Consider the following 23,801-nt stretch of genomic DNA (forward strand, 5'->3'; position numbering starts at 1 on the left):
GCCCACGCGGAAGGATCTTGAGAACCGTGGCTGACGCACCGACCATCCGGATTCCCGACGAGATCAAGCCTGCCGACGGGCGGTTCGGCTGCGGACCGTCCAAGGTCCGCCCAGCGGCGGTCTCCGCCCTCACCGAGGTCGCCACCAGCTACCTCGGCACCTCCCACCGGCAGAAGACGGTCCGCGACCAGGTGGCCCGCCTGCGCAGTGGCATCGCCCAGTTCTTCTCGCTGCCCGAGGGCCACGAGGTGATCATCGGGAACGGCGGCACGACGGCCTTCTGGGAGGTCGCCACCTTCGGCCTGATCCGCGACCGGGCCCAGTTCGCCAGCTTCGGCGAGTTCGGCGCCAAGTTCGCCAAGTCGGTCAAGGACGCGCCCTTCCTCGGCGAACCGACCGTCCGCAAGTCGGAGGCGGGCACCGCACCGAGCCTGGTCGCCGAGGCGGGCGTCGACGTCTACGCGACCCCGCAGAACGAGACCTCGACCGGTGTGGCCGTGCCGATCTCCCGGGTCCCCGGGGCGGACGCGGGTTCGCTGCTGCTGGTCGACGCCACCTCCGGCGCGGGCGGTCTCGACGTGGACATCGCGGAGACCGACGTCTACTACTTCGCACCGCAGAAGTGCTTCGGCTCCGACGGCGGACTCTGGCTCGCCCTCATGTCCCCCGCCGCGCTGGAGCGGGCCGCCGAGATCAAGGCCTCCGGCCGCTACATCCCGGCCTTCCTCGACCTGGTCACCGCCATCGACAACTCGCGGCTCGAGCAGACCTACAACACCCCCGCGCTGGCCACCATCTTCCTGGCCGCGGAGCAGACCGACTGGATGAACGAGCAGGGTGGCCTGGCCTGGGCGGCCAAGCGCACGGCCGAGAGCGCCTCCATCGTGTACGGCTGGGCCGAGCGCTCGGAGGTCGCCACGCCCTTCGTCACCGACCCGGCGCTGCGCTCCAACGTGGTCGCCACCGTCGACTTCGCCGACGGGGTGGACGCGGGCGCGATCGCCAAGGCCCTGCGGGCCAACGGCATCGTGGACACCGAGCCGTACCGCAAGCTGGGCCGCAACCAGCTGCGGGTCGCGCTCTTCCCGGCCGTCGAGCCGGCCGACGTCGAAGCGCTCACCGCGTCGATCGACTACGTGATCGAGCGTCTCTGATCCAGATGACAGTGGGTGGTCGACGCGCCGAGCGCCGGCCACCCACCGTGATCATCGCTGCAGCTCACCCACAACATGCGGGTGTCGCATCCCCCACCTCAGGGCAGATGAGCGTACGGTGGTGCGAGACGCCCGGGTGGCTGACTCGTGGCGTGGGCCAACGAAGCGGGACGGAGGCAACGTAATGCGCCCAGTACGCTTCGTCGCCCTTTCCGAGGACGGCCAGGCTCTGGTGCTCGCCGACGAGGTCGGGCGACTGCTCGCGCTGCCCATCGACGAGCGGGTGAGTTCGGCGATGCACGCCGAACCGGGCGCCCCGCCGCTCGCCGTGGCGGCCACGACCGCCGATCCCGTCCCGTCCCTGTCCCCACGCGACATTCAGGCCCGCATCCGCTCCGGCGAGTCCGCCGAGGACGTCGCCCGGATCGCCGGAGTGCCGGTCGACCGGGTGCTGCGCTACGCCGGCCCGGTGCTGCAGGAGCGGGCGATGCTCGCCCAGCACGCTCGGCGCACCCGGCTCAAGGGCGCCGACAAGCCGACGCCGCTCGCCGAAGTGGTCAACGGCCGGCTGGCCCAGCACGGCATCGACACCGAGAAGATCTCCTGGGACGCTTACCGGCGCGACGACGGCACCTGGCGGATCATCGCCACCTGGCCGTCCGGCAAGGCCACCGCGCAGGCGATCTGGGTTCTCGAGAAGACCCGGCAGTCGGTCGCCCCGCACGACGACATGGCGCAGTATCTCTGCGCCGAGCGGCCCACGCCGATCCTCGGTCAGGAGCCGCCGGAGCGGGGCGGGCACGCCCTGCCCGGGCCGGCCCGGAGCGAGCCGAGTCGGGGCGGGCACGGCCTGCCGGCTCCCGCCGAGCACCCTCGCCCCGGTCGGGACCCGATCCGGGCCGGTCGGGACGCGCTGCTCGCCTCCCTCGACCGTCCGCTGGGCGGGTCGTCCGGCCGAGGCCTGGAGCCGCGTACCCCCGCGGCCCTCGCGGGGTCCGACGCACCCCGGCAGCGGGCCGTCGCGGGCGGTGCCGCGTCGCTGCTCGGCGGCGGGCCCGGTTCCGCCTTCGACGACGACTCGGACGCGCCCAAGGAGGTGCCGGCCGTGCCGTCGCTGGCGGTGCTGCGGCCCCGCCGGACCGGAGCGGCGGCCGCCGCGGGCGGTGAGTCCACCGACAGCTCGGGCAAGCCGCGCAAGCGCCTGCCGAGCTGGGACGACGTGCTCTTCGGCAGCGGCCCGGCGGCCCGCGAGTCCTCCTAGCGCGCCCTCGGAAGGCGGGCGGATCCGCCCGCCTTCCGACCCGAAGGAGAGTCAGCCCACAGTAGATCGCCCGAACCGCGGGCGGAGCAGACGCGTGTCCACGTAGTCCCCTCACGTGGAAGGCACGCGGCTTGAGCCTCGAAGTGGCACAGCAGAACAGTCCGGCCCGGCGAACGGCCCTCGGCCGGATCGGCATCACCCTCAGCGCGCTGCTCGCGCTCGTTCTCCTGGCGGTGGCCGTCCTCTACGCCTGGCCCCTGGGTGGGAGCGACCTCCAGCGCGCCACCCCCAAGACCTTCACCTTCGACGCCGCCGTCGGCCAGGCCCAACAGGTCGTCGCCGCCGAGACCGCAGACCCGGCGGTACGCCCCGAGTGCCGCAGCGTGGTGATGTCACACGGTGCCAAGACGACCAAAGCCGTCCTGCTGCTGCACGGATACACCGACTGCCCGAAGCAGTACGCGAGCCTCGCGAAGCGCTACTTCGACGAGGGCTACAACGTCTGGGTGCCTCGGGCGCCCCGCCACGGGGTCACCGACGAGCTGGCGCACGCGAAGCTCGAAGCCGGCGAGCTGGTGAGCTACGCCCACGACGCGCTGAATCTGGCCACCGGGCTCGGCGACGAGGTCGGCGTGGTGGGCATCTCCGGAGGCGGGGTGCTCGCCACCTGGCTGGCGGACCGCCGACCCGACGCGGTACGCCACCTCCTGCTGCTCTCGCCCTTCTACAAGCCGAACAGCGCCCAGGCGCCGGGCTTCGTGGTGAAGCCGACGATCGTGCTCTTCGGCTTCCACCTCCTCCCGGACAAGGTCAACTCGGCCGGTTTCTCGTTCGCCGCGCTCTCCCAGTACCTGCGCATCGCGCGCAACCTCGACCTGGACCACCGGAACCCGCAGCTGGCGAGCGTGGCCGTCGTGACGTCGGCGAACGACGACTTCATCGATCGCCAGGAGGCGGTGGCCGTCCCCCGGCGTCTCGCCACGTCCAGCAACCGCACACTCGTCGTGCACGAGTTGCCCGCGGAGCTGGGTATCGGGCACGACGTCGTCGAGCCCGACGGGCTGGGCGGCCGGGCCGACGAGCTCGACGGGATCTACTTCGACCTCTACGAGGGCACGCGCAAGGGCTGAGATCGACACATCCGGGAACACCCGGTCAAAGCGGCCAGGCGGCGACCCGGTCGTACCGTGGCCGGGGCCCGGGGTGGCTGCGCGTCAGCACCAGCTCGTGCGCCGGCCACTCCGGCCCCTGGTAGCCGTCGAGGGCGATCCGGTCCGCCTCGACGTCCGACTCGTCCACCCGGTCACCGGGCCGGGCGATGGTGAGGTGCGGACGGAAGGGTTTCTCGTCGTGGGGCAGGCGGGCGCTGCGCAGTCGGGAGCGGATCAGCCGGGCCAGGGTGGCGAGGGCCTCGACCTCACCCCGTACGTCCACCCAGAGGATCGTGAACCGGTTCGCGCCGAACCGGCCACCTCCGCCCAGCCGCAGCCGGGGCGCGGTGTCCCGGGACTCGCGGAACCACTGGGCGGCGAGCCCGAGGGCGCTCTCCACCTCGACCAGCCGGGCCTCCTCGACCTCACCGAGGAAGGCGAGCGTGAGGTGGGCGTGCGCCGGGTCGGCCAGCCGTACGTTGGTGCCGGCGGCGGCCGCTGCCGCGACCCGGAGTCGGGAGATCTGCGTGGTCAGGTCGGCGACCACGTCCGCCGGCGGGTTGACCGCGACGAAGAGCCTCAACCGGCGTACGTCCTCACCGGTGCTGCTGGCGGCGACCCACACCCCTCGCGGCGGGCAGGGTCAGCCCGGCGGCGTGCAGCACCCCCTCCACCCGGACCCGCTCGATCTCCTGGTCGACGCCGTCGAGCTCGCTCAGGTGTTCGGTGATGCCGAGGGCGCGGCAGGCCAGGCGCAGCCGGTCGTCGTACGCCTGGAGCACCGAGTCGTGCCAGACCATCGGCCGGCCGTGACCACCGAGCCGCTGGCCGCCCAGCCGGCGCAGGTCGTTGGCGAGCTGCTCCAGCGGGCGCCGGTCCTCCCGGTCGAACTCGGACAGGTCGATGTTCCGGGTCAACGCGTCGGCCTCGACGGCCCGGTCCAGCCGGGCGATGACGCGCCGTTCCCGTCGGCGCTCACGCCACTCCGCCCAGCCGCAGGCCACCCGGTCGATGATCTCGTCGGCGCAGAAGAGCAGGGCGATCACCGCCGGCAGGCTCGCCACGGCGACGAACGCCAGGGCGAGCAGCAGTGCACGTCCGACCTCCACGCATCGACGCTAAGCTCCGCGATGCCGCTCCGCCACCGGAATGGCGGCATCCGCGCCATCCGCGCATCGGGATGCTTCGCCCGGCCACGGAGAAAGGAGCCCCTGCGCCGGATCCGGCAACAGGGGCCCCTCGCGGCTCAGCTCTCCGTCTGCGTCACGTAGAAGCGGGGCAGCGGCAGCACCCGGAACCGGAGCCGGGCGCCGGAGCGGCGCAGCTGCCAGGCCAGCGCCAGCAGGGCGGTGACCAGCGAGATCAGTGCGCCGATCCAGATGGCGGCCCCGGCGCCGAAGGTCTCCGCGACCCAACCGATCAACGGCGCGCCGACCGGGTTGGTGCCGAGGAAGACCAGCACCCAGAGGGCCATGACCCGGCCCCGGAAGGCGGCGTCCACTCCGAGCTGCACCCGCTGGTTGGCGGCCTGGGCGAAGAAGACCATGAAGAAGCCGGTCGGCACCAGCAGTACGGTCACCAGCCAGTACGCCTGGGCGAGGCCAACCAGCGTGCCGAAGCTCGCGCAGGCGATGGCGGCGCCGAGCACCAGCCAGACGGACGGCCGGCTGCGCCGCCCGGTGCCGGCGAGCGCCCCACCGAGCGCGCCGACCGCCAGCGCGGTGGTGAAGAGGCCGAACGAGGCGGCCCCGGTGTGGAACACGGTCTTGGCGAGCGCCGCCAGGGTGAGCTGGAAGTTGAACAACGACATGCCGATCACCGACATGACGACCATCGGGAGCAGCAGGTCGGAGCGGTGCCAGACGTACCGCAAGCCGTCGATCACGCGGGCCTCGGCGCGTTCGTCGCGCGGCGGCAGGGCGTCCCGGTAGAGCTCGGACGTACGCATCCGCACCACGTTCACCAGCGGCGCGATCGAGCTGACCGCGGTGATGAGGAAGACCGGCCCGACGTCGAAGAGGGCGATGGCCACGCCGGCGATGGCCGGGCCGATGATCCGCGCGGAGTTGAAGACGGCGGCGTTGAGCGAGAGGGCGTTCGGCAGCAGCGAGACGCCGACCAGCTCGGAGACGAAGGACTGCCGGACGGGGGTCTCGACCGCGTTGGCGACGCCGAGCAGGAGGGCGAAGGCGAAGACGTGCCAGAGCTGGGCCAGGCCGGTGAGGACCAGCACGCTCATGCCGAGCGCCAGCACCGTCCAGAAGGTGTTGGCGACGAAGAGCAGGATGCGCTTGTCGTACCGGTCGGCGAGGCGGCCGGAGAGGAGGGTGAGCAGGAGCACCGGAGTGAACTGGAGGGCCGTGACCACGCCGAGCGCGGTCGCGGAGTTCCCGGAGAGGTCGAGGACGAGCCAGTCCTGGGCGATGTACATCATCCAGACGCCGAGCAGTTTGATCAGCTGTCCGGTGGCGAAGAGCCGGTAGTTGCGAACCGTTAGGGACTGGAACATGGTGCTCAGCCGGGCCTGCACTCTTGGTTGCGCCTCCTCAGGTCGTACGCGTCATCCACAGCGGACGGCGCGGACCCGGCGGTACGGGCGCGTGAGTCAGGCGCGTGCGATCTGCTGCAGAAGCTCGGCGGCTCTCCGCAGCGTCTCCCGATCGGCCTCGCTGAGTTCGGCCAGCTGGTTAGCCAGCCACTCGTTGCGAGCGCGCTCGAACTGCTCGAGCACCGCCCGCCCTCCCTCGGTCGACGAGAGGATCACCTGGCGTCCGTCGGTCGGATGGGGGGTGCGCTGCACGAGGCCGCGCTCCTCCAACTTCGCGACGATCCGGGTCATCGTCGGCGGTTGTACCCGCTCGACGTCGGCCAGTTCCCGAGGTGTCAGCGCGCCCGCCAAGCCGAGGCTGGTGAGTGCGCTGAGCTGGGTGATCGTCAGGTCTCCGACCGGCCGGGCCTGTCGGACCCGCCGGTTGAGTCGAGTGATCGCATCACGCAGCTGAGGGGCCAGCTGCGCCGGTGGCACGCGTTTCGCCGTCACCGTCCGCTCCGTCACGATAGTTAGCTTAACTAATGAGCATGGCTAACGACATCTGATATGACCAGGCTCACGAGGACATCGCCGGTCCCGGGGCCGGCCCTCCACTGCCGGACGACCGGCCCCGGGACGAGCGTTCACAGCACCAGGGACTCGATCGGCCCGCGCAGGAAGTAGAGGACGAAGAGCGCGGCCACCCCGTACATCAGCGGATGCACCTCCCGCGCCTTGCCCCGGGCCAGCTTCAGCAGTACGTAGGTGATGACACCGGCCCCGATCCCGTTGGAGATCGAGTAGGTGAAGGGCATCAGCACGATGGTGAGGAACGCCGGGATCGCGATCTCGTAGTCGGACCAGTCGATGGTCCGCACCGCGGTCATCATCAGGAAGCCCACCACCACCAGGGCGGTCGAGGCCGCCTCGAACGGCACGACCACCACCAGCGGCGCCAGGAACATCGCCAGCAGGAAGAGCCCGCCGGTGACCAGGTTCGCCACACCGGTCCGGGCGCCCTCCGCCACACCCGCGGCGCTCTCGATGTACGAGGTGTTGCTGGAGGTGCTCGCCGCACCGCCCGCCGCCGCCGCGATCGAGTCGACCAGCAGGATCTCCTTGGCCCGCGGCGGGGTGCCCCGCTCGTCGAGCATCCCGCCCTCCTGGCCGACCGCGACCATCGTGCCCATCGTGTCGAAGAAGTCCGTGATCAGCAGCGTGAAGACGAACATCAGCACGACCAGCCAGCCGGCCCGGCCCCACGAGTCGAGCACGTTGAAGTGACCGAGCAGCGACAGGTCCGGCAGGTCCACGATGGTCTTCGGCAACTCCGGAACGTTGAGCGACCAGCCCTTCGGGTTGGGCTTGCCGTCGACCACCGACGGGCCGACGTTCGCGATCGCCTCGACGATGATCGCCAGCACCGTCGAGCCGAGAATTCCGATCAGGATCGCGCCCCGGACCCGGCGTACCACCAGCACCAGCGTCAGCAGCAGCCCCACCACGAAGACGAGCAGCGGCCAGCTGACCAGCTTGCCGCCGATCCCCAGCCCCACCGGCACGGTGGTGTTGGCCACGTCGGGCACCCGACGTACGAAGCCGGCGTCGACCAGCCCGATGATGGTCAGGAAGAGCCCGATGCCGACGCCGATCGCCGTCTTCAGCTGGGTGGGCACCGCACGGAACACGGCGGTACGCAGCCCGGTCAGCACCAGCACCGCGATGATCACACCCTCGATCAGCACGAGGCCCATGGCGTCGGCCCAGGTCATCTCCGGGGCGATCTCGAACGCGACCAGCGCGTTGACGCCGAGGCCCGCGGCGAGCGCCAGTGGGAACCGGCCTACCACACCCATCAGGATGGTCATCACGCCGGCGACCAGCGCCGTCGCGGCCGCGATCGCCGGGATCGCGAGTTTCTTGCCGTCACCGTCGGCGGCGCTGCCGAGGATCAGTGGATTGAGCACCACGATGTAGGCCATCGTGAAGAAGGTCGCCAGGCCACCACGGACCTCCCGGCTCAACGTCGAGCCACGGGCGGAGATCTCGAAGTACCGGTCGAATCCGTTGCGCGGCGAATCGGGATCGGGTGGTGTGCCGTTCTTGGGGGGCGGTACTGCCATCACGTCCTCGCAGGTGATCTTCGGGTCGTCGCGCGCATCGTCCCAGATCAGTGGGCTGGCAGGGAAGTTGATCGCGTACGCTTGCGACGTGCCGAACCAGCAGCCGCCGCGGCCCGCGCCACTCGATCCGCCGATGGTGCCGTTCGCCCTCGCCGGGATGGCCGGCTGGGCGGTAGTCGGCCTGGTGCTACTGCTCTTCTTCCGTGGCTGGCTGACCGAGCACGGGCACGAGAACTGGCTCTGGATCAGCCTGGCGGGGTTCCTCTGGGGCCTTCCCGGCCTCGCCGTGATGCTCCGGCACGACGCGAACCGTCGCCGCCGTCGCGCCGCCCCCCGCTGAACCGCGCCCCGCTGACCGGGGCGTTTACTCAGGAGTGGCCGTACGGCTCCGCCGGCTCGGCCCCCTCGACCGACCCGGGCGCGCGGCTGACCGCGACCGCCTCCACCGCGCTGTCGTCGTAGACGGTCGGCATCTCGTCGACGGAGGTCTCGGCCGCCTCGATGAGCGTCTCCGAGTGCGCGCCGCAGCCGTGATCGACGCTCACCACCCGGCCGTCGTCCGGCGCGTAGAAGTTGCCGCAGGCGCCGAAGGCCTGCCGGAGCTGGCCGGCGAGCGGCAGGTAGAAGCCACAGGTGCCGCAGCGGGCAGCCGCCGGGGCGGACGTGGAGATCGGCGCGGAGGGGCCGTGGTCCCCGTCGTACCAACGCTGGGCGGCCTCGGCGCGCCCCTCACGGGAGAAGACCCGGGCCCGGCCCTGGCCGAGCTCCCAGGCCGTCTCCTCGACCGCCGGGTCGTCGGAGAGCAGGTAACCGGGGGCGAGCCGCTCGTCGTCGGGCGGGGTGGGCAGCAGGTCGCCCGGGCCCAGGTCGCCCGGCTTGAGCCGCTCCTGCCAGGGCAGCCAGCCGGGCGCGAGCAGCGCGTCCGTGCCGGGCAGCAGCACCGTCTCGCAGATCGTCACGTTGCGGCTGCGCGGCACCCGGGTGACGGTGACCGCCCAGCGCCAGCCGCGGTAGCCGGCCAGCCGGCACTCGAAGTAGTGCGTGACAAGCCGTTCACCCTCGGCGACAGCCTGTAGATGCTCACCGACGTCGGAGGCGTCCACCTCGGTGATGCCGGCGCGGGCCACCTCGACGGCGGCGGCGCAGACCTGGTCGAGACGGGCGGCACGGGTGGAGGCGGGCCTGGTCACCCGACCATTGTTCCCCATGCTTACGTCACCGGCGACGGGGACTCCCCGACCGTTCTCCCGAACTGGTGCGGCACACCCGGATCCGATGGGCGAGGATGGTGCACATGCCGCCGTCATCCCGCCCTGAGCGGTCCGTCCTCGGGCGGACCGCCGGCACCGGCATCCGCTTCGCCCGGCTGATGCTGCGCGGTTCGATCGGCAGCGGACGCTGGGTGACCCGGAGCGCAGGGCGGGCCCGGGCACGGGGCGCGGGTGGCGAGACCGGCATGGTCCGCCTCTTCGACCTGCACGCGCTCTCCTGCGCCGGGGACACCCTGATCGCCATCGGCCTGGCGGGCACGATCTTCTTCAACGTCCCGTTGGGCGAGGCGCGCAGCAAGGTGGCGCTCTACCTGCTGATCACCATGGTGCCGTTCGCGATGCTCGCCCCCGTGGTCGGGCCGCTGCTCGACCACTTCCGCCACGGCCGCCGGTACGCGCTCGCCACCACCATGCTCGGCCGCGCCTTCCTGGCCTGGATGATCAGCGACCACATCCACGGTCTCGGGCTCTATCCGGCGGCCTTCGGGGTGCTGGCGCTCTCCCGGGCGTACGGGGTCGCGCGTTCGGCGGCGGTGCCGAGACTGCTGCCGGAGGGGCTGGGCCTCTCCCAGGTCGGGGCGCGGGCCAGCGTCTACGGCACGATCGCCGGTGGCCTGGTCGCGCCGATCGGACTGGCCGCGTTCTGGTTCGGGCCGCAGTGGCCGCTGCGGGTCGCTTCGGTGATCTTCCTGATCGGCATGGTGATCTCGCTACGGCTGCCGCCGAAGGCCGACTCGGAGCCGCCGGAACGGGTGCCCCGTCCGCTGCGGGCGCTGCTGCGCCGCCGCCGGCCCGCGGACCGCCCGCTGGGCCGGGGCAACCCCGCCGGCCGGCTGGTGATCGCCACCCTGATCGGCGCGGCCACGCTGCGCGGGGTCTACGGGTTCCTGCTGCTCTTCCTCGCCTTCGCCATCAAGAAGGGCGACCTGACGACGGTCGCGTTCGGTCGCGACCTCACCGACGAGGCCGCCCTCGGCCTGGTCGGTGGCGCCTTGGTCGTCGGAACCTTCCTGGCCACCGCGATCGGCACCCGGCTGCGCATCCACCGGCCGACCGCCATCCAGTCCAGCAGCATGATCATCGTGGCCGGGGTCGCGGTGCTCGCCGTGGTGAAGTTCTCGCTCCCCATGGTCGCCCTCTTCTGCCTGGTCGCCTCCCTCTTCAGCGGCATCGCCAAGCTCGCTGTCGACGCGTCGATCCAGGAACGGATCCCGGAGCGGCTGCGGGCCAGCTCCTTCGCCCACTCCGAGACGGTGCTGATGATCGCGTTCGTCGCCGGTGGCGGGCTCGGACTGGTCCCCTTCGACGGTCGGATCGGCATCGCGGTCGCCGGCGCCGTGGGCGTGGTCGCGGCGATCCGGGGCGTACTGGTCGCCGGCCGGCTCCGTGGCGAACGCCTGGTCGGTCGCCCGCTCGGCGACGACGAGCTGACCGAGACGGAGGAGCCGGCGGAGCAGCCGACGGCGCGGCCGGCCGCGGAGACCGACGATCCGCGCCCCACCTCACCCGCGCCGGCACCGCAGGAGAGCGCGGGTTACGAGCCCGGTCCCACCGCCCCGCCCGGCTACCACATCTACCGCCCCTCCCCGTCCGTCGCCGGGCCGGGTGGCAGCGACGAGGAGAGCCGCCAGGAACCACGCGGACCGGTGTCGTGAGCGGGCTGCTGGTGGTCACCGCCGTACCCGCCGAGGCGGAGGCGATCCGGGCGGGCCTCATCGACCCGACGGTGACCGTGCTGCCGGCGGGCGTGGGGCCCGCCGTCGCCGCGGCGGCCACGGCCCGGGCGCTGGCGCTGGCCGAGGCGGCCGGGCAGCCGTACCGCGCGGTCGTCAGCGCCGGCGTCGGCGGCGGCTTCGTCGGTCGGGTCCCGGTCGGCGGCACCGTGCTGGGCACCGCGAGCATCGCCGCCGATCTCGGCGCCGAGACCCCGGAGGGTTTCCTCCCGATCGACGAGCTGGGCATGCCCCCGGCGCTGCTGGGCGGCGGAAGCACCGTCCCCGCGGACCGGGAGCTGCTGGCCGCGCTCCGGGCCGCCCTGCCGGACGCCACGGTCGGGCCGATCCTCACCGTGAACACGGTGACCGGCACCGCGTCGAGCACCGAACTGCTCGCCCGACGCCACCCGGAGGCGGTGGCCGAGGCGATGGAGGGGTACGGCGTGGCGATGGCCGCCGCGCAGACCGGTCTCCCCTTCGGCGAGCTGCGGACGATCTCCAACCCGGTCGGCCCCCGCGACCGCGCGGCCTGGCGGATGCGCGAGGCGCTCGCCGCCCTGACCGAGGCCGCCCCCGCCCTGAGCTGAGCGCGACGGTGGGCGGGACGTCAACGTCGGGGCCGGTCGAGCCGTAGCGCCGCCGGCCGGCTCGCCTCGAACCGGAATCCGCACGCCAGCAGCAGGTCGATGCCCGGGCCGTCGGCGATCGCGTACGCGCTGACGATCTCCCGCTCACGCATTCCGGCGACGAGCGCCTCGACCAGTTGCCGCCCGATGCCCAGACGGCGGTAGTCGTACGCCACCAGGATCCCGTCGAGCACCATCTCCCGCTCGTGCGCGAGCCCCTGCCCGTACCTCAGGTGCGGGTCCCGCTCGTGGGCCCGCAGCTCGCCGACGAGTTCGCCGTCCGGCAGCTCGGCGACGAACCGCCAGCCGGTGTGCGGCACGTCCGCGCCGGTCACCCGGCGTAACCGCACGGTCCGCCGCACCGCCTCGCGCCGCCGCCGGTTGTCGCGGTAGCGCCGGTTCCGCTCGTAGGTCGCCGGCGGGAGGGGCAAGGGGTACCGCTCCGGTGGCAGCTTGTACCAGTCGGCCCACCAGGCTCCCGGCCAGTCGCGTGGCTCACGGACCTCCCACACGTCCAGATGGGCCGGGTAGCGCCGCCCCGCCTCGTCCCGCATCTCGTCGTGCGGCACTTCCGGCGCCGGCAACACCTCTCCGGCGGGTGCTCCGATCGCGAGGTCGCCACGGGCGGCCCGCACCAGGCGCTCGACCGTGCGGAACCTCGGGTCTCGCGTCCGGCCGGACTCGATGCGCGCCAAGGTCGCCTGCGGTACGCCCGATCGCTCGGCCAGCTCCCGTTGGCTCAGATCCGCCCTGCGGCGCAGGGCCCGCAGCGTCCTGCCCAGCTCGACGGCTGTGCCCTGCTCGACCGCCGTGCCCTGCTCGACGGCCCTGCGCTCGACCGCGTCCACCGGTTCGCCCACGGATCGATGCTCGACACTGGCGGCGCGGTTATCAACACCCGTCGCGGACCTGTGGACAACCTTGTGGATAACCCGGTGGAAACTCATGGAGCGGTGGACAGACGACGGACGCACCGGGGACCAACCCATGGTCCGCCGACGCTTTAGAGCTGAGCCACCCACGTCATCACGATGCGCGAGCCAGCACGATGCCGGGGTCAGCACGACGCGCGAGCCAGCACGACGCGCGAGCCAGCACCGATGCGCGAGCCGGCACGATGCGCGGGTCAGCACGATGCGGGCCACCGGATGCGGGGTCATCACGGTGCGGGTCACCGGATGCGGGGTCATCACGGTGCGGGTCACCGGATGCGCGGCGGCATCGACCACCCACCGGCCACCTACGCACCTGCCGCGCTGCGCTCGAATCGCCTACGACATCAGTTCCAAAGGCTGCACGCACCACATACGCTTGCCGACTCCGCCCCGATCCGCTCGGGGGAGAGCCGATCCGCTCGGGGGGAGAACCGTGGTCCAGGTCGCGCACCCGGGACCGAGGTAGCGGCGCGTCACACCACAGGGGCCGGTTCAGACGGTCGTCACGGCACGGGGCTACGGTGGGGTCGTGGCGCTCTCGTTGGCATTCTCGCCCTGCCCCAACGACACCTTCATCTTCAACGCCCTGGTGCACGGCCAGGTCGCCGGCGCTCCGCCGGTCGAGGTGACCTTCGCCGACGTGGACGTCACCAACACCGCTGCCGAGCGCGGCGAGTTCGACCTGGTGAAGGTGAGCTACGCGGCGCTGCCGTGGCTGCTGGACAAGTACCATCTGCTGCCCTGCGGCGGTGCGCTCGGCCGCGGCTGCGGCCCCCTGGTGCTCACCCGCGGCGACCGCAGCGACCTGTCGGGCGCGACCGTGGCGGTGCCCGGCGACCGCACCACCGCGTACCTGCTGTTCCGGCTCTGGGCGGCCGATCGCCCACCGGCGCGCATCGAGGTGGTTCCGTTCCACGAGATCATGCCCGGCGTGGCCGCCGGCCGGTACGACGCCGGCCTGGTCATCCACGAGGCGCGGTTCACCTACCACCGGCACGGCCTGACCTCGCTGGTCGACCTCGGCGAGTGGTGGGAGGCCGACACCGGCCTCCCCATTCCACTCGGCGCGATCCTGGCCCGGCGCGGCGCGGTCGACCCGGAGGCCGCCGCCGGCTGGATCCGGGAGTCCGTGCGGATGGCCTGGGCCGACCCGGCCGCCAGCCGCGACTACGTGCTCTCGCACGCCCAGGAGATGGAGCTCGACGTGGTGGACCGGCACATCGGTCTCTACGTCAACGAGTTCTCCGCCGACCTGGGCGAGGCGGGATTCGCCGCGGTGGACGCGCTGCTCGGCCGGGCCGCCGCCGCCGGGCTGGTCCCTCAGACCTCCAGCTCGTTCGCCACCGCGTGGACCAGCTGAGCGATCTTCTGCGCGGTCTTCCGGTCCGGGAACCGGCCCCGGCGCAGATCCGGCTGGACCTTCGCCTCCAGCACCTTGATCATGTCCTCGACGAGCCCGTGCAGCTCCTCCGCCGGCCGGCGGCGCAGCTCGGCCATCGACGGCGGGGCGTCCAGCAGCTTGACCCCCATGGCCTGCGCGCCGCGCCGGCTGTCGACCACGCTGAAGTCGACCCGCTGACCACCCTTGAGGTCGGTGACACCCGCCGGTAGCGCGCCCTTCGGCAGGAACACGTCGCCACCCTCGTCACTGGTGACGAAACCGTATCCCTTGGCCGCGTCGTACCACTTCACTCGACCCGTAGGCACCTGAGATCCCCTGCTTCGTTGAGACGTCTACTGCTCCAAGGCTAGCTGGATCATGCGGTCCAGCGCCGCTGGGAATCCGCTGAGATCGTCGAGCACCTCTTCCGCTCCGGCCGTCCGCAGCTCCTCGGCCGAGCACGGGCCGGTCACCACGGCGATCCCCGGGATCCCGGCCGTCTCGGCGGCGACCATGTCGGCCACGTGGTCACCGACGTAGTGGGTCGCGCCGTGCTCACGCAGGGCGGTCGCCTTCCCCTCGGCGAAGAGATCACCGGCCACCTCGTCCACCTCCAGTCCGAGGTGATCAAGGTGCAGCCGGGCCAGCCGGCCGAGCTTGGAGGTGACCACGAGCACCCGTCCGCCCCGCGCCCGGACCGCGTCGATCGCCTCCCGGGCGCCGGGCAGCGGAACGGTCGGGGTGATCGCGTACGCCGGGTAGAGCTCACGGAAGATCGACACCGCCGACTCGACCTGCTCCGGCGGGAACCACCGCGCGATCTCGGTACGCAGCGGCGGCCCGAGCCGGGACACCGCCGCGTCCGCGTCGACCGGCACGCCGGTGCGCGCCGTGAGCGCCCGGTACGCGGCGGCGATGCCGGGACGCGAGTCGACGAGGGTCATGTCGAGATCGAACCCGACAGTCAGTGCAGGCATGCGGAGAACGTACCGGCCGGGCCCTCCGCGCCCCGGAGGCCGGTGCCCGGCAGGCCAGCCTGACGTCCGAGGGGCGGGACGGGCCCGCGCCGGGCTAGCGTGGAACGACGATGACCACCTCACTCGCCGACCACCTGCGGTCGCTCCCCGACGAGTCGCTGGCCGCCCTCCTCCAGCTGCGGCCGGACCTCGTCGTGCCCGTACCCGCCGACATCTCCGCGCTCGCCACCCGCGCGCAGTCCCGGGTGTCGGTGGCCCGCGCCCTGGACGGGCTGGACCAGTTCACCCTGCAGATCCTCGACGCCGCCCGGCTCACCCGGGACCCGGCCGACGGCACCACCGCCACCGAGGCGGTGCTCGCCATGGCGACGAGCGGGCCCCGGCCGCCCGCGCCGACCACCGTCCGGGGCGCGGTCGACCGGCTGCGCGCGCTCTTCCTGCTGTACGGCCCGGAGCACGCGCTGAGCGTGGTGGAGAGCGTCGACGAGGTGTCGCCCTACCCGGCAGGGCTGGGTCGGCCGGCGGCGGAGCTGGACGGGCGCGCGGCCGCGCTCTGCGCCGACCCGGCGAAGCTGCGTCGGACGCTGCTGGCCGCACCGCCCTCGGCCCGGGCGATCCTGGACCGGCTGGCGGCCGGACCGCCGGTGGGCAGTGTGCCGCCGGGCGCGTTGCAGGCGCCGCCGATCGGCGAGGAGGACCAGCTGCCGCCCAACCCGGTCAACGGCGGTGTGCCGACCGGGTCACCCGTGCGCTGGCTGGTGGAGCACCGGCTGCTCGTACCGGTCTCGGCCGGAACGGTGGAGCTGCCCCGCGAGGTGGGGCTGCTGCTGCGCCGGGACAGCGGGCCGCTCGGGCCGCTGCGGACCAGCCCTCCGCCGGTCTCCGCCGCGCCCCGCGAGCCGAAGGCCGTCGACTCCGCCGGGGCCGGGCAGACCATGGAGGTGGTACGCCACACGGAAGGTCTGCTGGAGCAGCTCGCCGCCGAACCGGCCGCGGTGCTCCGCTCCGGCGGCATCGGCGTGCGTGACCTGCGTCGGCTGGCCCGCACCGGCGGGTTGGACGAGCCGACGACGGCGCTGCTGATCGAGGTGGCGTACGCGGCCGGGCTCCTCGGCGAGCTGGAGCTTCCCGGCGTCACCACCAACCGGTACGGTGCCGACCAGCAGGTGTTGCCGGCCGCCGGTTACGAGGTGTGGCGGGCGGCCTCGCTGGCCCAGCGCTGGGAGCAGCTGGCCCGCGCCTGGCTGACGATGACCCGGCAGGTGGGGCTGGTCGGCCAGCGCGACGACCGGGACCGGCCGATCACGGCGCTCTCGGCCGAGGCGGAGCGGGCCAGCGCCCCGCTCTCCCGACGAGCGGTGCTCGGGGTGCTGGCCGATCTGGAGCCGGCCACCGCACCCACCGTCGACGAGGTGCTGGCGCTGCTGGACTGGCGCTCGCCGCGGCGCAGCCGGGGGCGGGAGGCCGCGCACCGGGAGGTGCTGGCCGAGGCCGCCCAGCTTGGTGTGACCGGGCTGGGGGCGCTCACCTCGTACGGGCGGCTGCTGCTGGCCGACGTCACCCGCACCGACGACGGCGCGGCCGACCCGCTCGGGCTGCACCTGGAGGCCGACAGCGACGAACCGTCGACGGCGGCGCGGGCGCTGGACGCCCTGCTGCCCGCCCCGGTGGACCACTTCCTCATGCAGGCCGACCTGACCCTCGTGGTGCCGGGCCCGCCCGAGCCGGCGCTCGCGGCCGAGCTGGACGCGGTGGCCGAGCTGGAGTCCGCGGGCGGTGCCAGCGTGCACCGGGTGACCACGGCGAGCGTGCGTCGGGCGTTGGACGCGGGGTACAGCGCCGACGACCTGCATGCGCTCTTCCGGCGGCGGTCCCGTACGCCGGTGCCGCAGTCGCTCACGTACCTGGTGGACGACGTGGCGCGCCGGCACGGTGGGCTGCGGGCCGGGTCCGCCGGCGCGTACCTGCGCAGTGACGACGAGGCGCTGCTCAGCGAGGTCTGCGCCGACCGGCGGTTGGAGTCGCTGGCGCTGCGCCGACTGGCGCCGACCGTGCTGGTCAGCCCGTACCAGGTCGGGCGGCTGCTGGGCGCGCTGCGCGACGCCGGGTACGCCCCGGTGCCCGAGGACGCCACCGGCGCGGCGGTGCTGTCCCGCCCGAAGACCCGGCGGGCGGCCGCCCGGGTGTCGGTGGGCACCCGGACGCTGGACCCGCTGGCCGCGCCGCGGGTGCCGATGCCGCGACTGCTCGGGGTGGTGGAGCAGATCCGGCGCGGCGACGCGGCGGCACGCGCGGCGCGGCGGGCCCCGGCGGCGGTACGCGGCGGCGGGCGGGGTGCCACCGGTCCGGCGCCCGTCCAGGGCCACAGCGACGCGCTCGCCGTGCTCCAGCAGGCGGTACGGGACAAGGCGCTGGTCTGGGTCGGTTACGTGGACGCGCACGGGGCGACCGCGTCCCGGCTGGTCAAGCCGGTCTCCATCGGCGCCGGTTACCTGCGGGCGGAGGACGAGCGGACCGAGATGCTGCACACCTTCGCGCTGCACCGGATCACCGCGGCGGTGCGCGCCGACTGACCGCCGAAGAGCGGAGCGGGCCCGGCCGCCGGCGATCCGGCCGGCCGGGTCAGCGGCGGCTGCGGCGTACGGTGCCGACGATCGAGACGATCAGCAGCAGTGCGAACCCGGTGCCGGCGGCCTCGCCGATCGAGTTGACGAAGCCCTGCCGGAGCACCAGCCAGCCGTAGAGGAACCAGCCGAAGAGGACCACCGCGGCGAGCACGTAGGCGACCACTGTCGCGGTGGACACCTCTTCCTCGTCCCGTTGCCGGGCCACCTCATGATCGAGCGCCATCTGCGCCTCCCCGTCCGGTACGACGCCGGACGTCCAGAGTGGCACCGTTGTGGCGGGAGTGACAGGGTGAAACACCCCGACTCCCGCCCGCTGATCAGCGGCTCAGGTGCCGGGGCGGCGGCCGACGAGCACCACCCGGCTGCCGACCTTCCCGAGTTCCCAGTACCGGACCGCGTCGGCGTGCAGCAGGTTGACGCAGCCGTGCGAGCCGATCGACTTGTCGTGCAGGTAGGTGGTGGTCTCGTGGAAGCCCATCCCCTGGGTGAAGTGCTGCCAGTAGGGCAGCCAGACCTCGTACGGGTCGGACCACTCCTTGACGTTACGGAAGTTGATTTTGTAGGTGCCGGCCGGCGTCCGATAGCCGGACATCCCGGTACGGGTCACCGTGGGCGCCACGACCACCTCGCCGCCGCGCATCACCCAGGTGGTCTGCCGGGTCAGGTCGATGCAGAAGGTCAGCCCCGACCCCGCCTCGCATCGGCCGGTGTCGGTGGTGGCGAGCCGCTTCGCCACGTCGTACGTTGTGGGCCCGGCGCGGCCCTGGACCGGGCGGATGTCGTACCTCTTCTGGAACTTCTTGATGGCGGCGCAGTCGGCGGCGGACTGCCGGCCGTCGACGGTCACCCGGCCGAAGCCGCCCAGCTGGGCCAGGTACGCCTCCACGGCCCGCTGGTGCTCGCCCTGAGGGCAGCCGGACGGCGCGGCGGTGGAAGGCTTCGGCTTCGGAGTCGGCTTCGTCGGCGGGGCCATCCGGGTCGGCGTCGCCTTCGGCTTCGCCGGCGTCGTGGCAGGGGGCTGGTCCGGGCCGGGCGCCGCGCTCGCCCCCGATACCTGCTCCGCCGCGCCGACCGGAGCGGCGCCCCCGCCCCCACTCCCGCCGGCCTGCGGATCGAGCGCGCACGCACCGGCCCCGACCAGCGTGACCACCACGAGGGCGACCAGCCGGGAAGTTGTCCGAACACGCTTCATGGGGCCTCCCTGGGCAGCCGTCCCATTCTTAGACGTTCACGAGCGCCAGGTCGGTTGCACCCCGTGCGCAACTTCCTGTCCGGCTCCGGCCGCGTGCAACACTGGATGGTCGGCCTGCGGTGGGTACTCCACCTCGTCGGGCAGCCCATCGGACGGAAGGACGCTGGCGTGAGCGGTGGACCCCTGATCGTGCAGTCGGACAAGACCCTGCTGCTGGAGATCGACCACCCCGACGCGCAGGCGTGCCGGATGGCCATCGCCCCCTTCGCCGAGCTGGAGCGCTCCCCCGAGCACGTGCACACCTACCGCTTGACCCCGCTCGGCCTCTGGAACGCCCGGGCCGCCGGGCACGACGCCGAGAGCGTGGTCGACTCGCTGATCAAGTTCTCCCGCTACCCGGTGCCGCACGCGCTGCTCGTCGACGTGGCCGAGACGATGGACCGGTACGGCCGGCTCCAGCTCGCCAACGACCCGGTGCACGGCCTCGTGCTGCGGGCGCTGGACCGGGTGGTGCTGGTCGAGGTCGCCAAGAGCAAGAAGCTCGCCGGCATGCTCGGCGCCAGGATCGACGACGACACGATCGCGGTGCACCCCTCCGAGCGGGGCCGGCTCAAGCAGGCGCTGCTGAAGCTCGGCTGGCCCGCCGAGGACCTCGCCGGGTACGTCGACGGCGAGGCGCACCCGATCGAGCTGGCCGAGGCCGGCAAGGAAGGCCGGAAGCCGTGGACGCTGCGGTCGTACCAGCGGGAGGCGGTCGAGACGTTCTGGGCGGGCGGCTCGGGTGTCGTGGTGCTCCCCTGCGGCGCCGGCAAGACGCTGGTCGGCGCGGCCGCGATGGCCGAGGCGAAGGCCACCACGCTGATCCTGGTCACCAACACGGTCGCCGGGCGGCAGTGGAAGCGTGAGCTGATCGCCCGCACCTCGCTGACCGAGGAGGAGATCGGCGAGTACTCGGGCGAGCGCAAGGAGATCCGCCCGGTCACCATCGCCACGTACCAGGTGCTCACCTCACGGCGCGGCGGCGCCTTCACCCACCTGGACCTCTTCGGCGCCCGTGACTGGGGCCTGGTCATCTACGACGAGGTGCACCTGCTGCCCGCGCCGATCTTCCGGTTCACCGCGGACCTCCAGGCCCGCCGCCGGCTGGGCCTCACCGCGACCCTGGTCCGCGAGGACGGCCGCGAGGGCGACGTGTTCAGCCTCATCGGCCCGAAGCGGTACGACGCGCCGTGGAAGGACATCGAGTCGCAGGGCTGGATCGCCCCGGCCGAGTGCACCGAGGTACGCGTGACGCTTACCGACGCGGAGCGGATGTCGTACGCCACGGCGGAGGCCGAGGAGCGCTACCGGATGGCGGCGACCGCCCGCACCAAGCTCCCCGTGGTCAAGGCGCTGGTGGACCGGCACCCCGACGACCAGGTGCTGGTGATCGGCGGCTACATCGACCAGCTGCACCAGCTCGGCGAATACCTGGACGCGCCGATCATCCAGGGTTCGACCACCAACAAGGAGCGGGAACGCCTCTTCGACGAGTTCCGCTCCGGTTCGCTGCGCACCTTGGTGATCTCGAAGGTGGGCAACTTCTCCATCGACCTGCCCGAGGCGGCCGTCGCCATCCAGGTGAGCGGCACGTTCGGGTCCCGGCAGGAGGAGGCGCAGCGCCTCGGCCGGGTGCTCCGCCCCAAGGCGGACGGCCGGCAGGCGCACTTCTACACGGTGGTCTCCCGGGACACCATCGACACCGAGTACGCCGCCCACCGGCAGCGCTTCCTCGCCGAGCAGGGGTACGCGTACACCATCGTGGACGCCGACGACGTCCTCGGCCCCTCGCTGCCGGCAGTCGACTGAGCGAGCACGGTGGGCCGCCCGCACGGGCGGCCCACCGTCACCATCGGGTCAGGAGAAGTTGACCAGGAAGTAGTAGCTCGTCATGTCGGTCCACGCCCCGTCGGCGGTGCGCCCGCGCACCCGCATGGTGTGCGAGCTGAACGAGGTCGGCGTGTAGGTCACGGTGGCGACTCCGGCGGCGTTCGCCGCCACCGTCACCGGCTGCCCGTCGTCGACCGTGTACTCGAACTCCACCACACCCGGGCTGCCCTGGGTGAAGGTGAACTCACCCGGCACGCCCACTCCGCCGGCCCACTCGTCGGCCGGATAGGTGCTCGACGCGACCTTCGGCGCCGTGCCGACCAGGAACGGGTAGTCGGTCTGCGGCGTGTAGTCGCCCGACGCGGTCCGGCCCCGCACCGAGAAGACGTTCGCGCCGTTGCGGTCCATGGTCACCGAGATGTCCGTGACGAGCGCGTCGGGCTCCTTCGGCACGCTCTGCCAGGCCCCGCCGTTGAGCTGGTACTCGAAGGTGGTCACCTCGCTGATCTCGGTGTAGACCCCGAACCTGCCGACCGAACCGATCCCGCCGCGCGGGCTGTACTCGTCGTACGCGCTGCTCACGTTCACCCGGGGATCGCGGACCCGGAAGTAGTACCGGCGCTCCGGGCTGACCGTGCCGTCGGCCGTCCGGCTGGTGACCGTCAGCAGCGTGTAACCGGAGTGGGTCGGCGTGATCTCGACTGTGGCCCGGCCGTCCGCGCCGGCGGCCACCACCTGCTCCTCGCCGGTGTACTCCAGCACGTAGCGGTACTCGGTCACGCCGGAGCGGCCCGGGTTGAAGGTGAACCGGCCCGGCTGGCCGGGCTGGCCGGCGTCGCCGTTCTCGGGGTAGTCGCTGGACGCCACCACCGGCGCGTCGCTGACCTCGAAGGTGTAGGTGCGCGACGGCGAGAAGGACCCGTCCAGGAAACGCGTACGCACGGTCAGTGTGTTGCTGCCGGAGCGGTCCGGCGCGAGCGTCACCCGAGCAGAGCCGTACTCCGCATTGGCGATCTGCTCGGGCCCGTCGTTGAGCCGGTAGAGGAAGACGTCCACATCCGGCATCGCGGTGCCGAAGTCGAACTCGCCGGGGATGCCCACGCCTCCCCAGGCGCCGTATTCGTAGTAGGTGCTGGAGTAGACGCCCGGCTTGATGTCGATGACGTTGAATTCGTACTGTGCGGTCTCGGAGACGGTGCCGTCGGCGCTGATGCTGCGCACGTTCAGCACGTACCAGTTGGGCTCGGTCGGAGTCCATCGCAGCACCGCGGTGCCGTCCGCCGCCGCGTCGAGGCGCTGCAGATCGCCGCCACCGAGCGTGTACTCGTACGCCACCACGCCGGTCCGGCCGGGCCGGAACGTGAAGGTGCCGGGGCGGTCCACCACCCCGTCGTGCTCGGGGAAGGCGAAGTCGTCCGACGCCACGGTCGGGGTGTCCCGGACCGACACGGTCTCGGTGTACCCGCCGACGAGCTCGCTCCCGGCGTAGCTGCGTACCTCGATCTTGACGTTGCCCGTCCGGTCGAAGACCACGGGGATCCCGGCCGTGCCGTCGGCGCCGGCCGGCACCCGGGTCTCACCGCCGTCGCCGATGCGGTACCCGAACTCGGTGACCCCCTCGACGTTCGTGGAGACGGCCAGCTTGCTGGGCAGACCGACGCCGCCCATCGTCACCCGCACCTGCGGCGCGGTCGACTTCACCCGGAACTCGTAACGGACAGTCTCCGAGGAGTTCGACGCGCTGTCCACGCTGCGTACGCTCAGCGACTCGAAGAACGAGGTGGGGGTGTATTCGAGCGTCACGTCGGCACCGGGTGCGGGCGCGGGGATGTAGTTGTACGTCTCGCCGAAGCGCCCCCAGTAGTAGCCGACCACGTCCGGCGACCCGTTGGCCTTGAACGTGAACGTGCCCGGCACTCCCGACCCGCCGTGCGGCTGGCCGTCGTCCGGGTACTTCGCCGAGACGACCACCGGAGTGGCCGGCCGCTGCGCGTCCACCTTGACGTAGCACGGCTTCGCCCAGGCCGAGAAGTCGTGCCCGTCGTAGGCCCGGGCGGTCCAGGCCACCACGGTGCCGTCGGGGTACTGCGACATGTCCCAGTCGATCTTCGACAGCGCGCCGCCGTAACTCGACCCGAACTGCTCGACACGCTGGTTCTCGTCGCCGACCGGCCACGCGGCGAACTGCCCGCTGTAGTCGTAGTCGTAGGGGTCCGCGTCCGCGCCCCTGACCATCAGGCTGTAGTAGCGCGGTCCCACGGGCTGCGGCTTCGCCGACGTCCCGCAGGCCCACGACGGGAACTCCAGCCCGATCTGCCCCACCGTCGGCGCGTGGTTCGACTCGCTGTGGATCACCGGGAACGGGCGGAGCTTACGGCCGTGGGAGAGCTTGGCCTCGAAGCCGTGCGGCAGCCGGATCTCGACGGTCAGCGTCTGCTTGCCCTGATCCGCGAGCTTCTGCAGCGCGGGCATGATGTCCCAGACCAGATAGCCGGGGCAGGCCGCCTCGCCGCCGGCCTGGACCGTGCCGAGCAGTTCGCGGCGGCGCGGCGACGAGTTCCAGCTCGTGGTCGCCGTGATCGGGTCGGTGCGCCACAGCTCGACCGGCTGGGCGGTCGCGCAGTCCGCCGCCGACCGCTCCTCGATGACCAGGTCGGCCTTGTGGATGACGGTCCCGCGGAAGCGTGCGACGTCGAAGGTGAAGTAGGACCGGGACTTGTGCCGAGCGCCTGCCGCGTCCGTCCACGCGCCGATCGGCGCGTCTCCGGACGGGTTGACGAACGACTTCTTCGGCAGGTGCGAATCCGTGTAGGCCCAACCGGACTTGCCGGTGTCGCGCTGCTCGTAGGCCTGCGCCGGGCTGGTGTTGACGCTGATCAGGCCGGCACCGAGCACTGTGCCCAGTGACGCGGCAAGCAGTCTTCGTGCGCGCACGACGATACCCCTCCCCCGTGAACGACGGCGTACATCGCCATCGAGTTGCACGAGG

At 72.4% G+C, this 23,801-nt stretch carries 21 protein-coding genes; 9 read left to right on the plus strand and 12 right to left on the minus strand.

Annotated features, from left to right (window positions below; genetic code table 11):
• The first annotated feature begins 26 nt into the window (after positions 1-26).
• The 3 genes from serC (at position 27) to D7147_RS02665 (ending at position 3,545) form a co-directional block, all read left to right on the plus strand.
• On the plus strand, positions 27-1,154 hold the full coding sequence (serC, locus tag D7147_RS02655; RefSeq protein WP_120673617.1) for a phosphoserine transaminase: 1,128 nt from the start codon (positions 27-29) through the stop codon (positions 1,152-1,154).
• A gap of 184 nt (positions 1,155-1,338) precedes the next feature.
• On the plus strand, positions 1,339-2,415 hold the full coding sequence (gene sepH / locus D7147_RS02660) for a septation protein SepH (RefSeq protein ID WP_120673618.1): 1,077 nt from the start codon (positions 1,339-1,341) through the stop codon (positions 2,413-2,415).
• A gap of 131 nt (positions 2,416-2,546) precedes the next feature.
• Positions 2,547-3,545, plus strand: coding sequence for an alpha/beta fold hydrolase (locus D7147_RS02665; protein ID WP_147437320.1), 999 nt, complete (start codon positions 2,547-2,549; stop codon positions 3,543-3,545).
• Between the two features lie 25 nt (positions 3,546-3,570).
• Here the strand turns inward: D7147_RS02665 and thpR are convergent, their stop codons facing one another.
• The 5 genes from thpR to D7147_RS02690 all read right to left on the minus strand — a co-directional run bounded on the left by thpR (position 3,571) and on the right by D7147_RS02690 (position 8,219).
• Complete coding sequence (gene thpR, locus D7147_RS02670) at positions 3,571-4,149, minus strand: RNA 2',3'-cyclic phosphodiesterase (protein ID WP_120673965.1); 579 nt, start codon at positions 4,147-4,149, stop codon at positions 3,571-3,573.
• 13 nt (positions 4,150-4,162) lie between these two features.
• The gene (locus tag D7147_RS02675) at positions 4,163-4,675 is read right to left on the minus strand and encodes a hypothetical protein (protein WP_120673620.1); all 513 of its coding nucleotides are present in this window, start codon (positions 4,673-4,675) and stop codon (positions 4,163-4,165) included.
• Between the two features lie 137 nt (positions 4,676-4,812).
• Positions 4,813-6,096, minus strand: coding sequence for an MFS transporter (locus tag D7147_RS02680; protein ID WP_120673621.1), 1,284 nt, complete (start codon positions 6,094-6,096; stop codon positions 4,813-4,815).
• A 75-nt stretch (positions 6,097-6,171) separates the two neighbouring features.
• On the minus strand, positions 6,172-6,621 hold the full coding sequence (locus tag D7147_RS02685) for a MarR family winged helix-turn-helix transcriptional regulator (RefSeq protein WP_187398797.1): 450 nt from the start codon (positions 6,619-6,621) through the stop codon (positions 6,172-6,174).
• A 119-nt stretch (positions 6,622-6,740) separates the two neighbouring features.
• The gene (locus tag D7147_RS02690; RefSeq protein ID WP_120673967.1) at positions 6,741-8,219 is read right to left on the minus strand and encodes an NCS2 family permease; all 1,479 of its coding nucleotides are present in this window, start codon (positions 8,217-8,219) and stop codon (positions 6,741-6,743) included.
• 88 nt (positions 8,220-8,307) lie between these two features.
• Here D7147_RS02690 and D7147_RS02695 point away from each other — a divergent pair, with 88 nt between their 5' ends.
• Positions 8,308-8,559 carry a DUF2530 domain-containing protein gene (locus tag D7147_RS02695; protein ID WP_120673622.1) on the plus strand — a complete coding sequence of 84 codons (252 nt, stop codon included), beginning with the start codon at positions 8,308-8,310 and terminating at the stop codon, positions 8,557-8,559.
• A 28-nt stretch (positions 8,560-8,587) separates the two neighbouring features.
• Here the strand turns inward: D7147_RS02695 and D7147_RS02700 are convergent, their stop codons facing one another.
• Positions 8,588-9,427, minus strand: a complete 840-nt coding sequence (locus D7147_RS02700) for a DUF3027 domain-containing protein (RefSeq protein WP_120673623.1) — start codon at positions 9,425-9,427, stop codon at positions 8,588-8,590.
• Positions 9,428-9,513: 86 nt separating this feature from the next.
• On the opposite strand from D7147_RS02700, the gene D7147_RS02705 reads away from it, so the two are divergent.
• Positions 9,514-11,145, plus strand: coding sequence for an MFS transporter (locus D7147_RS02705; RefSeq protein WP_120673624.1), 1,632 nt, complete (start codon positions 9,514-9,516; stop codon positions 11,143-11,145).
• The gene (locus D7147_RS02710) at positions 11,142-11,792 is read left to right on the plus strand and encodes a futalosine hydrolase (RefSeq protein WP_120673625.1); all 651 of its coding nucleotides are present in this window, start codon (positions 11,142-11,144) and stop codon (positions 11,790-11,792) included. The genes D7147_RS02705 and D7147_RS02710 overlap by 4 nt, the downstream gene beginning before the upstream one ends.
• A gap of 20 nt (positions 11,793-11,812) precedes the next feature.
• Here the strand turns inward: D7147_RS02710 and D7147_RS02715 are convergent, their stop codons facing one another.
• Entirely contained in the window at positions 11,813-12,691 is an 879-nt protein-coding gene (locus D7147_RS02715) for a GNAT family N-acetyltransferase (protein WP_233562882.1), read from the minus strand.
• Positions 12,692-13,295: 604 nt separating this feature from the next.
• Here D7147_RS02715 and D7147_RS02720 point away from each other — a divergent pair.
• Positions 13,296-14,126, plus strand: a complete 831-nt coding sequence (locus tag D7147_RS02720; RefSeq protein WP_120673627.1) for a 1,4-dihydroxy-6-naphthoate synthase — start codon at positions 13,296-13,298, stop codon at positions 14,124-14,126.
• On the opposite strand, the gene D7147_RS02725 is transcribed toward D7147_RS02720, so the two are convergent.
• Together D7147_RS02725 and D7147_RS02730 are read right to left on the minus strand one after the other, a co-directional pair.
• Positions 14,087-14,473 (minus strand): cold-shock protein, encoded by a 387-nt coding sequence (locus D7147_RS02725; protein ID WP_120673628.1) that lies wholly within the window; start codon positions 14,471-14,473, stop codon positions 14,087-14,089. The genes D7147_RS02720 and D7147_RS02725 overlap by 40 nt on opposite strands.
• A gap of 27 nt (positions 14,474-14,500) precedes the next feature.
• The gene (locus tag D7147_RS02730) at positions 14,501-15,124 is read right to left on the minus strand and encodes an HAD family hydrolase (RefSeq protein ID WP_120673629.1); all 624 of its coding nucleotides are present in this window, start codon (positions 15,122-15,124) and stop codon (positions 14,501-14,503) included.
• A 110-nt stretch (positions 15,125-15,234) separates the two neighbouring features.
• Between D7147_RS02730 and D7147_RS02735 the strand changes: the two genes are divergently transcribed.
• Complete coding sequence (locus D7147_RS02735; RefSeq protein ID WP_120673630.1) at positions 15,235-17,697, plus strand: helicase-associated domain-containing protein; 2,463 nt, start codon at positions 15,235-15,237, stop codon at positions 17,695-17,697.
• Between the two features lie 49 nt (positions 17,698-17,746).
• Here D7147_RS02735 and D7147_RS02740 read toward each other — a convergent pair whose 3' ends face one another.
• Complete coding sequence (locus D7147_RS02740; protein WP_120673968.1) at positions 17,747-17,974, minus strand: hypothetical protein; 228 nt, start codon at positions 17,972-17,974, stop codon at positions 17,747-17,749.
• Between the two features lie 102 nt (positions 17,975-18,076).
• Positions 18,077-18,943, minus strand: coding sequence for a L,D-transpeptidase family protein (locus D7147_RS02745; protein WP_120673631.1), 867 nt, complete (start codon positions 18,941-18,943; stop codon positions 18,077-18,079).
• A 168-nt stretch (positions 18,944-19,111) separates the two neighbouring features.
• On the opposite strand from D7147_RS02745, the gene D7147_RS02750 reads away from it, so the two are divergent.
• On the plus strand, positions 19,112-20,791 hold the full coding sequence (locus D7147_RS02750) for a DNA repair helicase XPB (RefSeq protein ID WP_120673969.1): 1,680 nt from the start codon (positions 19,112-19,114) through the stop codon (positions 20,789-20,791).
• A gap of 48 nt (positions 20,792-20,839) precedes the next feature.
• Here the strand turns inward: D7147_RS02750 and D7147_RS02755 are convergent, their stop codons facing one another.
• Positions 20,840-23,746 carry an RHS repeat domain-containing protein gene (locus D7147_RS02755; RefSeq protein WP_120673632.1) on the minus strand — a complete coding sequence of 969 codons (2,907 nt, stop codon included), beginning with the start codon at positions 23,744-23,746 and terminating at the stop codon, positions 20,840-20,842.
• Between the last annotated feature and the right edge of the window lie 55 nt (positions 23,747-23,801).

The sequence above is a fragment of the Micromonospora musae genome, assembly GCF_003626545.1.
In the GTDB taxonomy this organism is placed as follows: domain Bacteria; phylum Actinomycetota; class Actinomycetes; order Mycobacteriales; family Micromonosporaceae; genus Micromonospora; species Micromonospora musae.